The 11,586-nt window shown below is 44.0% G+C and carries 9 protein-coding genes; all 9 read right to left on the reverse strand.

Annotation, left to right across the window (positions count from 1 at the left end):
• Nucleotides 1–1,605: cation:proton antiporter (locus tag Q0C19_RS07735; protein ID WP_295054773.1), on the reverse strand; the 1,605-nt coding region annotated here is incomplete at its 3' end.
• 49 nt (nucleotides 1,606–1,654) lie between these two features.
• On the reverse strand, nucleotides 1,655–3,475 hold the full coding sequence (locus tag Q0C19_RS07740) for a KUP/HAK/KT family potassium transporter (RefSeq protein WP_295054777.1): 1,821 nt from the start codon (nucleotides 3,473–3,475) through the stop codon (nucleotides 1,655–1,657).
• A 121-nt stretch (nucleotides 3,476–3,596) separates the two neighbouring features.
• On the reverse strand, nucleotides 3,597–4,016 hold the full coding sequence (locus Q0C19_RS07745; RefSeq protein WP_295054779.1) for a DUF1566 domain-containing protein: 420 nt from the start codon (nucleotides 4,014–4,016) through the stop codon (nucleotides 3,597–3,599).
• A gap of 127 nt (nucleotides 4,017–4,143) precedes the next feature.
• Nucleotides 4,144–4,539, reverse strand: a complete 396-nt coding sequence (locus tag Q0C19_RS07750; RefSeq protein WP_295054781.1) for a hypothetical protein — start codon at nucleotides 4,537–4,539, stop codon at nucleotides 4,144–4,146.
• A 124-nt stretch (nucleotides 4,540–4,663) separates the two neighbouring features.
• Nucleotides 4,664–5,353: a response regulator transcription factor gene (locus Q0C19_RS07755; protein ID WP_295054782.1), complete on the reverse strand. Its 690-nt coding sequence runs from the start codon at nucleotides 5,351–5,353 to the stop codon at nucleotides 4,664–4,666.
• Nucleotides 5,354–5,355: 2 nt separating this feature from the next.
• Nucleotides 5,356–8,037: a DUF4118 domain-containing protein gene (locus Q0C19_RS07760; protein ID WP_295054785.1), complete on the reverse strand. Its 2,682-nt coding sequence runs from the start codon at nucleotides 8,035–8,037 to the stop codon at nucleotides 5,356–5,358.
• Nucleotides 8,018–8,608 (reverse strand): potassium-transporting ATPase subunit KdpC, encoded by a 591-nt coding sequence (gene kdpC / locus Q0C19_RS07765; RefSeq protein ID WP_295054788.1) that lies wholly within the window; start codon nucleotides 8,606–8,608, stop codon nucleotides 8,018–8,020. Before kdpC ends, Q0C19_RS07760 begins: the two co-directional genes overlap by 20 nt.
• A gap of 10 nt (nucleotides 8,609–8,618) precedes the next feature.
• Nucleotides 8,619–10,640 (reverse strand): potassium-transporting ATPase subunit KdpB, encoded by a 2,022-nt coding sequence (gene kdpB / locus Q0C19_RS07770; RefSeq protein ID WP_295054791.1) that lies wholly within the window; start codon nucleotides 10,638–10,640, stop codon nucleotides 8,619–8,621.
• A 9-nt stretch (nucleotides 10,641–10,649) separates the two neighbouring features.
• Nucleotides 10,650–11,586 (reverse strand): potassium-transporting ATPase subunit KdpA (locus Q0C19_RS07775; protein WP_295054794.1); only part of this gene is annotated, 937 nt, incomplete at its 5' end.

Below are 11,586 nucleotides of genomic sequence, written 5' to 3' on the forward strand. Positions count from 1 at the left end.
AAATCGTGCATTAACCAGTAAATTGTCGATCACTTTTTCCATACGGCGTGACCCTTCCACAATGGTTTGCACCATCGCCTCTTTATCCTTTTGCGCAAGGGTGAACTGTGGATTGGATAAATTGCTGGCGGCTCCCCGTATCAGGGTCAAAGGGGTTCGCAATTCGTGAGATAGAAGATCGATCAAACTCTTTTGCATCGTTTCAACTACCCTGTTTTCTTTAAATCCATTCGTTATCAGACCCAGTATCGGTCCGGTCATAAAAGTAGTGACTAATGCCATGATAACAAACATTGTAAAGAGTTCGGTAGAGAGTATTCCCATCTCAAAGCCGATATTCAATACGACAAGCTCCATCAACCCGCGCGTGTTCATTAAAATCCCCAACGCGAAGGAATCGCGCCAATTGAATCCCATAAATTTTGCGGCTAATGAACTTCCCAACAATTTTCCGGTGACGGCAACGATGATGATAAGTCCGCAGACAAGCCATCCGTCACTCGTATTGAGCAGTCCAATCTCCGTTCGAAGTCCCGTAAGGGCGAAAAAGAGAGGGAGTAATACGAGAAGGCTAACATATTCCAAGCGAGGAGCAATGAGCTCTTTGAGACGGGAAGTTGCCGAGGATGGCATCATCGCCCCCGCCATAAAAGCACCGAAAAGGGCGTGAATACCGATCGATTCGGTGATCAGTGAAGAGATGAGGAGTAAGACCACGATGGCTGACATAGCGTTCATACTAAGACGTTCATTCTGCGTACGACCTATTTTAGTGAGAAGGGGTCGAGCACCATAGAACATAATGACAACATACAGTGCGATAAAGAGCAATAGAAACAACGATGATCCCAGTGTTCCTGAAATAGAGAGGGCAATAATGAGGGCAAGGATATACCACGCCGTGATATCATCCGTTGCGGCGCAGGTAATCGCCATTGCACCGTAACTGGTATCCGTGAGATTTTTCTCTTTGATGATTCGGGCTAGGACGGGAAATGCGGTAATACTCATAGCAATACCGATAAAGAGGGCAAAGGGCATGAATGAGATATTGTGCGGAGCAAACAGCGGATAGAGCCAGTATGACAAGACTACTCCCAAAAAGAAAGGGAAGATAATACTGGCGTGGCTGATAAATACCGACGCGCTGGACTGTTTTTTGATTTTCTCAAAATCCAGTTCCATGCCGACAACAAACATAAAAAATATCAGACCGAGCTGACTGATGAGACTGAGATTGCTCAAGGACTCTTTGGGGAATAATAGAATAGAAAACTCAGGGAAAAATAACCCTAACAAAGATGGGCCAAGGATAATCCCCGCAATAATTTCTCCCACAACGGACGGCTGAGCGACAAAGGAGACTAAGAAACCGAATAGACGGGTGGCTACCATAATCACAATAATTTGAATAAGTAAAAGAGCTAAAGGATGGTGGAGTTGCTTCAGGAAATTTTCGATCAAACCGGAGTTTAATACTGTATGGGGCAAAGCGCTATACAAGAGAGTAGCACTTTCGAGAGTACTTCCTTCATGAAGAACATAAGCAATTCCACTACCGAAGAAAACGATAATGGCGATATATAAAAGGAGTGTATTTTTCATGCCGAAAGTGTAGCTCAGATCGTGTCAGGAAAGTATCAATATTTACGAATTAAATCTTCGCTCGACGAGCAACCCCGATCAATTTTTCATGAGGGAAGTTGTAAAAGCTGACAAAACTCGGTGACAAATCTTTGATCAACGAGTACATTTTCCAGAATATATTGTCGGATACAATCTCTTCATCTCCGTAAAAAATAGAGCGTTCGTTGATATTGCGCTCTCGAAGAAGCTTCTCTACATTAAGTTTTTCCATGTATCCCGGCCGTATAACCAAAAGATCAAGGGCTTCCCCCAGAGGTGTAAGATGCGTGGTTATCCCGTGAGGCTCATGTGTCGTTTTGATGATAACGATAATATTGTAATCGTAAATAATTCCGTTTTGAAACATCGTTTTAGCAATATAGGCAGGAATCGCTTCCGCATTTCGGGCAAAGAAAAGGGCAGTTCCGTCCACATGATCTCCCGATCGATACCGTTTGGAATATTCCTCTAAAAAATCATCTTTATCCACCGGAACCAAAGAGGCATACAGCCGCTTTTGTCCTTGGGTATAAAGGACGATGATAAATAACGGAACCGAAGCGATAATCAGGGACCAGTATCCGCCATGCGGGATCTTCATCCAACTGGAGACAAAAAAGGCAATACTCATTGTCCCCGTAACGATGGCAATGCTCATTTTGAAATACTCTTTTTTTACCATGAAGATCATACTCATCAAAATACCCGTGATACTCATCGCACCCGCAACCGAAAGGCCGTATGCCGCCGCGAGTTTGGCCGATTCGCCGAAATCAAAAAGTATCGCAATGACACAAACAAATAAGAACCAGTTCACCGAACCGACATAAATCTGACTGCGAAGTTCATCCGAGGTGTATTCAACATTAAAATGGGTGAAAATTCGGGTCGTCATAGCCTGATACAATACCGAAAATATCCCGCTTATCATAGCCTGCGATGCGATAACGGTTGCCATCACGGCCAACAAAAGCAGTGGAACATACAGGGATGGGACAAGGGTATGAAACATCTCAAAAAACGGACTTTTGAGGGCCTCAGGATGGGAGAGGAGAAAAGCCCCTTGCCCGTAATAACACAATATTAATGCGGCGGAAGCAAAAAGCCACCCCTTCAGAATCGGAAGCCGACCGAGGTGTCCCATATCGGCATACAACGCTTCCCCCCCCGTAGCGCACAACAAAACATCGGCTAAAATAACAAATGCGATAAACGGGTGCTGAACAATAAATTCAAATGCATACAGCGGGGAAATAGCACGGAGAACTTCCGGATTTTGAAGGATAAAATATCCTCCCACGATCCCGATGACAAAAAACCAAAGAACCATAATAGGGCCGAAGGCACTGGCAACTTTTTCGACTCCGTTTTTCTGGACGGCAAAGAGGGCAAACGCAATCCCTGCCGCAATAATGAGCAGGATCATCTTTGGGGTCTCTTCATATCCGGGAATCAACATAATCCCCTCAACGGCACTGAGAATACTGATTGCGGGAGTGATAACCCCATCCCCGATCATCAAGGATATCCCAACAAATCCAAGGGCGGTGACAATAGCCGCTAAACGGGCTCCTTTAAGATAAGGAAGAAGCAGCTGCACCAGCACAACCGTTCCCCCTTCGCCCCGCTTGGATAAGCTGGTTGCCAGCCAAGCGTACTGTACCGTAACAAGCATCGTCAATGTCCACACGATCATCGAAAGTATCTGAAAAATTGTCTCTTTGGTAGGTTGAACAAGAAGCAGGATAACGGCAAACGTATAAATAGGGCTGGTTCCGATATCGCCATACACGACCCCCAGCGATTTGATCACCATCATCTCACTTTTGATCCGTTCTTTAAATGTCATTCAAATCCTTGAAAATAAAAGCTATATTTTATTATAAGTTTAATCTTATAAGCTTCACATCAAAGATACATAAAGAAAATATCAAAAAAAACCTAAAAAATATAAAGAAATTATCAAGATATTATTTCAAGTCAGATACACATCGGATATGGCAGATTTCTTCATACCCATAAGCGCTTTTTTTCATTCCGTTGGAAAAATCAATGATTCCAACATGTCCTTTGATATGGGTATCTAGCGTCCAATATCGCTCTGATGCCGTATGAGAAAAAGCAGAATGGACGGTTGGTGTACGATTTGGGTCAATGATCGAATACAATTCTTTCGCAGTCGGAATCCGCCAATTATTTTTCCCATCGTATTCCAACGTCTCACAATATGCCATTGCACTTTTATAACTCATTTGTCGCTCAGATGAAGTACTGTCATCTTGCCATACCAACTTTTTAGAAAGTTGAAGTACAACTTGTTTCTGAGAATTTGCTATAAAGTCAGATCCAAAAAGACTAATAGCCACCACTAAAAAAATCAACTGTTTCATGGTTAATCTCCTCTTTGCGTAATATAAAATTATAGTTTCTTTCGTATCAGGTAAATCTCAGGAGAATAATGAAAGAGATAAAGAAAATATAAAAATATAAAAATTTGATCGATACAATGGATACCGATTATTTCTCACAAACTGGAGATGTAACTTTTGCCAAAAATCTAAGGACAAACAAGAATACCAAAACACCACTAAAAATGAGTATGTGATAATTGGTACCACTTGCAAATACATCAAAAATACTAGTGAACTCTTCTTTGTTGATTTTTACAACATTTACGATAAATTCTCTAAGAGCCAAAATAATAAAAATATCTATTAAGATTCTAAGTTTTACTCTATTTTCATAAATGAACCCTATTAAAATCCTTACAATTTCTAGAAATATCATAAAATAAAGTGCATAAATAATAAGTTCAACAATTAAGCCAAAAATAGAAGCTATTAGAAGCAGTATAGCAGCTAAAAAAACCTCTAAATGCAGTCTATTTTGAAAAATCATTTTTAATTTTTCCATAATTCTCCAAAGTTAAAAAATTTAAACTGCAGCAATTATAGTTTTTTTCATATCAGGTAAATCTCAGAAGGATCAATAAATGAATCAAGAAAATATAAAGAATAAAGATAAGGGGAGAACGATCCTACGAAAGAGGCTCATTCATACGATACCCCATCCCCGATTCGGTGACGATATATTGCGGTATTGAGGGGTTCTCTTCGATCTTTTTACGAAGCTGTGCCATGAAAACCCGCAGATAATGGGTCTCTTTTCCATATCCCCGTCCCCATACATTTTCCAATACAAAGGTATGGGTTAATACTTTCCCTCTATTTTTTGCAAACAACGCTAAGAGTTCGAACTCTTTTTTGGTAAGTTTTACGGGTTTGGAATCAAGCATAAGTGTTTTGTTTACGAGATTAATCGTGAGTTTCCCGATACTAATCTCATTGTGGATGGATTCATCTTTTTCTCTGACACGACGAGAGAGAGCTTTGATCCGTGCGATCAGTTCACCGATGCTGAAAGGTTTGGTCAGATAATCATCCGCCCCCATCTCCAATGCTTCAATCTTTTCACTCTCAATGTCACGTGCACTGACAACGATGATCGGTACCTCACTGAACATTTTCGCCTCTTTAATAAATGTCTTGCCATCACCATCAGGGAGACCGAGATCGAGGAGGACTAGTGAGATAGGATTTTGGGAGAGGGCTACGAGGCCGGCTTTGATGGAACCTGCTTTGATGAGTTCATACCCCACTGCACCCAAAGAGATACTTAGCATTTTTTGAATTCCGCTATCATCTTCAACCACTAAAATAGAACCCATATTTACTCCTCGTTTGAATTCATTTTTGAATCGTTTGCATCTATCGGAAGGGATATCGTCAATATAAACTCACCATAACGTTTGGTGGCATTGATACTCCCTTTATGCGCCTGAATGATCCCTTTGATGATCGAAAGCCCCAGCCCAGAGCCTTTGATTTTCGCCGATATCTCTGCTCGATAAAATTTATCAAAGATATTGGAGAGTTCAGACCCCTCGATATCGCTGGGATTAGAAATACTCATCAAAAGATGAGTTCCCCGCTTGGCGGCATGAACCTTGATCTCTCCGGATTTTGAGTATTTTAGCGCATTATCAAAGAGGTTGAGCATCGCCTGCTCTAGCAATGAAAAGTCCCCTTTTATCGGTGGGGAATCAACGTCAAAACTAAAGCTAACATCGTCACGCGGATGCTGTTTTAATGCTTTTTGATAAGCACTTCCGACAATATCCTCTACATCGCACCAATCTTTTTTTAGATGCATCAATCCGTTTTCCAATCGTGCGAAATCCAAAAGATTTTTCAAAATTCGCTCCATCTCAAAAGCACTCTCTTCGATGTTTACCAGTAACTCTTTTTCGGATGTCTCGGAGATGGTTACATCGGGGCTATTGATGGTACTAACCGATCCAAGAATCGCCGCCAAAGGGGTTTTTAGCTCATGATAAACGGAGTTAAACAATACCGAGGTCAATTTTTCTGATGCTTCTACAAGCTTGATATGTTGGTTTTGTCGAAAGAGCCCGATACGCCATAACGACACGGCAAACGTGTTCATAAAAGCCGATAGTAGTTCATACGTCGGAGCATCCAATATCGGTAACTCAACCGCAACGATAGCTACCGTTTTATCAAACGCTTTGGAGGGAAAATAAGTCATTTCGACATTGGGCAGCGTGTTTGTAAACTTACCGGCGCTTTCACCGTTGCGATAGACCCATTGTACGCACGCTTGATCATTTGGAGGGAGGCGATACACCTCACATTCATTACTGCTGAACATTTCGCTGTTCACAATGGCGGATGCGATTTTGAGTTTATCGGATTCATCAGGAATCAGAACCATTGTTTTCGAATTGAAAATAGCATAGAGTTTTTCTACCGCAAATCGTGAAGCATCCTCCTCCTTTTCAAAATCACCCAATCGTGAGCTGAGTTCATAGAGACGTCGAAACCGTGTCTCTTCGCTTTTAATCGCCTTGTTTTTGGCTTTTATCCCATCGGAGAGTTTTCCTGAGGTATAACCGACAATCAAAAAGATGATAAATGAAAGGGCATAGCGAAGATCATTAACGCTAAATGTATAGTAAGGTTCAATAAATAAGAAATCAAACAGTAATACCCCTATCAATGCGGTAAAAAAGGAATAAGCTACTCCGTAACGGATAGCGCTAAAGAGGGTCAAAAGGAGATAAAGAAGGGTGATGTTAACTATTCCAAGTAACTCTTTACCTACAAATGAGATCCCTGTTATAGCCACTAACATCGCCAGTGAGCTCAGATAATAACGGAGATTGTCCGATATCCCATCAATAGGTTTTAGCTGTTCTAAGAATGTCGGAGAGGGTTTTTCAAATGGAACAACATTGATGATACATTGAGGACGACGATCCATCACACTTTTTGTCAAATTGGGAAACAATAAACCGAAAAAGCGGCTTTTCGGTCGTGTCATCACCAGTTCTGTAATGCCATATTCTTCTATCGATTCGATTACCGCATCGGTTTTATCTCCCGAAATTTTAGAGACGATGGTTGCCCCAAGCCGTTCAGCAAGACGGATATGTTTACGTATCTGAGCACTTTTTTGGGGGTTTCCGAGGGTATCGGAGGTGATTTGAAGGGCTATAAGATCGGCTTTTAGCGAATCGCTGAGCCGTTTGGCATAGCGAACCGCGTCCATCGACTCTTCATGATGATCGATACAGACCATAACGGTGTTGGTTTGAGAACGTCTGCCGTCACGTTTGGCAACCGAGTATTCATTAAGCTCATCGCTCACTTTAAGTGCCGCTTTACGAAGGGAAAGCTCACGCAGTTTACTCAGATTTTGTTCGGTAAAAAAGTTGTTAAGTGCCGATTCGACACGCTCTTGAGGATAGATTTTGCCGCTTTTGAGCCGCTCGATCAGTTCATCCGGCGGTGTGTCGATAAGTCGGAAGCTATCTACTCGCTCAAGTACGCTATCGGGAACCGTTTCGACGACCCGTACGTTCGTGAGTGAATAGACAATATCGTTAAGACTCTCGATATGTTGGATGTTCATGGTTGAGATAACATCGATTCCATGGGAGAGGATTTCGAGGACGTCCTGATACCGTTTTTCGTAACTGGAGCCTTGTGTATTGTTGTGGGCGAGTTCATCGATCAGTACCACTTCGGGGTCACGTTTGAGGATTGAGTCGATATCCACTTCACCAAACTCCGCTCCGCCGTAACGGATCTTTTTGGTAGGGATGATTTCCAGACCCTCTGCTAACGATTCAGTTTCCTCACGTCCGTGCGCTTCGAGATAACCGACGACGACATCGATGCCGCTTTGTTGGAGTTGACGCCCTTTTGAGAGCATTGCGAATGTTTTACCGACTCCGGCTGCGGCACCGAGATAGAGGATAAAATTCCCCTCCTCAGCTTGTTGTACCTCTTCGAGAAGCCTCTCGGCCTTAGATTTTAACTTTTCCAAATTCTCTGTCTAATGTTAAATTGAGTGTTGTGACATTTATTTTTTCTTCCCCTATGATACCCCAATATGGCTTTTGGATGTTTTTATGGATAACCTCTATCATTTTGGACTCTTCAACTCCTCGTGCTGCGGCTATTCGTTTAGCCTGAATCGTTGCATTTGCTACGGTGATATGGGGATCGAGTCCGCTGGCACTCGTCGTTACCGCATCCATCGGTACTTTCTGCGTATTACTGAGATTATTTTCAGAACGATATACTTCAACTCGCTCTTTTACCGCATCATGCAGTTTTTGACTGGTATAGCCTAGATTCGATCCGCTTGAGGATGCACCGTCATATCCATCCGTTCCCGCCGCTGAAGGGCGGGGGTGAAAGTAATACCGCTGGGTAAAATTTTGGGCGATCAACGTCGAAGCGATGGGAGTTTTCCCCTCATACACCAAAGAACCTTTCGCTTCAGGTGCAAATGCACTCTCGCCGATGGCATACATCGTAAATGGATAAGCGAGTCCACATATCAATGCCAAGCCGCTAAACACTATAACCGATTTTTCTAATTCTTTAAACATTATTTCCTCCTTATGCCAAACCGATGGCACTAATCACCATATCGATGAGTTTAATCCCGATGAATGGGGTAATAATCCCCCCTAAACCGTATATTGCGAGATTACGACGCAATGCCGCCTCTTCACTTTGGGCTTTAAATGCCGCACCTCGCAACGCTACGGGGATCAACGCTACGATAATGAGGGCGTTGAAAATAACCGCCGAGAGGATCGCACTTTTCGGACTTGCCAAATCCATGATATTGAGCACCGCAAGGGATGGAAAAATAATAACCGCCAATGCCGGAATGACCGCAAAGTATTTCGCGACGTCGTTAGCGATACTAAATGTCGTCAATGCTCCGCGCGTTGAGAGAAGCTGTTTGCCCACTTCGACGATTTCGAGGAGTTTTGTCGGAGAACTGTCGAGGTCGATCATATTCGCCGCCTCTTTTGCCGATTGGGTTCCGCTGTTCATCGCCAGACCGACATCGGCTTGTGCGAGTGCCGGAGCGTCGTTAGTACCGTCTCCCGTCATCGCGACGAGATACCCCTCTTGTTGATATTTTTGGATGAGACGGATTTTGGTCTCCGGTGTCGCTTCGGCGACGAAATCATCCACTCCCGCTTCCGCCGCGATTGCCGCTGCAGTGAGAGGGTTGTCTCCGGTAATCATAACCGTTTTAATCCCCATAGCGCGTAATTCAGCAAATTTGTCTTTGATACCAGGTTTCACGATATCTTTGAGCATCACTACCCCGAGGATTTTGTCATTTACTGCGATGACGAGAGGAGTAGCCCCCTCTTTAGCAATTTTTTCACAGATTCCACGGCACTCTTCATCGAGTATTCCGCCGTAGTTTTCGACAAATTTAGATACCGAGTCCATCGCCCCTTTTCGGATATGGATATCCCCGACATTCACACCGCTCAGACGGGTATCGGCACTAAACGCAATCCACGTCTCTTCCCCGTCTAACACTACAGGCTTAGAATCCATACTCTCAGCAAGTGCGACGATACTGCGCCCCTCCGGGGTCTCATCGGCTTTGGATGAGTAGATTGCATAAGAGAGAAGCTCGTTTTTAGTGACACCGTTCACGGTGAAAAATTCACTCGCCATCCGATTTCCGAAGGTAATCGTCCCCGTTTTATCGAGAAGCAATACCGAAATATCTCCCGCCGTTTCGACCGCTTTACCACTGGTGGCGATGACGTTTTTACGTAATAATCGATCCATCCCCGCGATTCCGATGGCACTGAGTAATCCGCCGATGGTGGTAGGGATTAGACAGACAAACAGCGCGACGAGGACGAGAAGCGAAAAGGAACTGTCAAAATAACCTACCAACGGTTGCAACGTCGCCACCGAGAGTAAAAAGATCAAACTAAATCCGATAAGAATCAGACTGAGCGCAATCTCATTAGGCGTTTTTTGACGTTTTGCCCCCTCGACGAGCATGATCATCTGATCGAGAAAACTCTCACCCTTCGCCGCAGTGACCCGTATTTTGATCCAGTCGGAGAGGACGGTTGTCCCCCCCGTTACCGAACTGCGATCTCCGCCGCTCTCACGGATAACGGGAGCAGATTCACCGGTAATCGCACTCTCGTTGACACTCGCAACCCCTTCGATCACTTCACCATCAATCGGGATCAACTCACCGGCTTTGACAATGACCATATCCCCCTTCAGCAGTAAAGAAGCGTCAACCAATTCTGTTTTAACACCTCGTATACGATTGGCTACAAGGTTGCTTTGGGTTTGACGCAAACTCGATGCCTGCGCTTTTCCGCGACCCTCCGCCAATGCTTCGGCGAAGTTGGCGAACAATACGGTAAACCACAGCCAAAAAAGAAGCTGTAGATTAAACCAAAAGTCCGCAGGATCAAAATGTCCGGTAAAAAATAGAACCGTACAAAACGCTGAACTGAGCGTCACGGCAAAGATCACCGGATTTTTAATCTGATGTTTCGGATTGAGACGAATAAACGACTCGATCAATGCTTCTTTAAATATTTCGTTGTTATTAATTTCAATTGCTTTTTTCATACTATTTCCTTAGAACAGCTTGCCGGATAACATGAGGACATGCTCCGCAATCGCTGTAAACGTCAACGCCGGTAAAAAGGTCAATGCACCCAAAATCAGAACGGTGAATGCCAAAAAGATCGTAAATGTCATATTATCGCTTCGTACCGAACCCGACGAGAGGGCATACGTTTTTTTATTCGACATACTCGCGGCAATCGCGATCATCGGGATAATCACTCCGAAACGCCCGATGAACATCGCTATCGCCAATGTCGCATTGTAAAACGGTGTATTGGCAGTGAGTCCGGCAAACGCGCTTCCGTTATTTGCTGCCGCTGAGGTATAGGCATAGAGTATCTCTCCCAACCCATGCGGCCCTGCATTGTTTAAACCCGCCAATCCATCGGCGCAATTCGCCGCGATTGCTGAAAAGCCCAAAATCGCTGCCGAGGGGAGAAGCAACGCGATGATAACCGCTTTGATTTCATACGCTTCGATCTTTTTGCCCAAATACATCGGGGTCTTTCCAACCATCAAACCGATCATAAACATGGAGAGAAGGGCGTAAATCATCATCCCGTAAAATCCTGCACCGACACCACCGAAGATCACCTCTCCGACCATCATCTGTAACATCAAAACCCCACCGGAGAGAGGAGAGAAACTATCATGCATTGCATTAACCGCACCGCACGATGCCGCCGTCGTTACGGTTGCAAACAAGCTCGACGCTCCCAGAGCAAACCGTACCTCTTTACCCTCCATACTAGGACCCGCTTCGACACCTAGCTGTGTCAACATTGCGTTACCTTGTGATTCGGTATAATAGGTAGCCGAGAGTGTTAGAGCGAACAATAGCGCCATAGCACCAAAGATCGCGATCCCTTCTCTGCGGTTTCCTGCGAACTTGCCATACGCAAACAACAATGCGATGGGGATCAAAAAGATCGAGAAAATTTGGATA

The sequence above is a fragment of the Sulfuricurvum sp. genome (assembly GCF_023250475.1).
Taxonomy (GTDB): domain Bacteria; phylum Campylobacterota; class Campylobacteria; order Campylobacterales; family Sulfurimonadaceae; genus Sulfuricurvum.

Excerpts from the sequence above, each read along its gene's own strand:
- Q0C19_RS07740 (WP_295054777.1), bottom strand. The coding sequence starts at position 3,475 with ATGACATTTAAAGAACGGATCAAAAGTGAGATGATGGTGATCAAATCG.
- kdpC (WP_295054788.1), bottom strand. The coding sequence starts at position 8,608 with ATGTTTAAAGAATTAGAAAAATCGGTTATAGTGTTTAGCGGCTTGGCA.
- Q0C19_RS07750 (WP_295054781.1), bottom strand. The coding sequence starts at position 4,539 with ATGGAAAAATTAAAAATGATTTTTCAAAATAGACTGCATTTAGAGGTT.
- Q0C19_RS07745 (WP_295054779.1), bottom strand. The coding sequence starts at position 4,016 with ATGAAACAGTTGATTTTTTTAGTGGTGGCTATTAGTCTTTTTGGATCT.
- Q0C19_RS07755 (WP_295054782.1), bottom strand. The coding sequence starts at position 5,353 with ATGGGTTCTATTTTAGTGGTTGAAGATGATAGCGGAATTCAAAAAATG.
- kdpB (WP_295054791.1), bottom strand. The coding sequence starts at position 10,640 with ATGAAAAAAGCAATTGAAATTAATAACAACGAAATATTTAAAGAAGCA.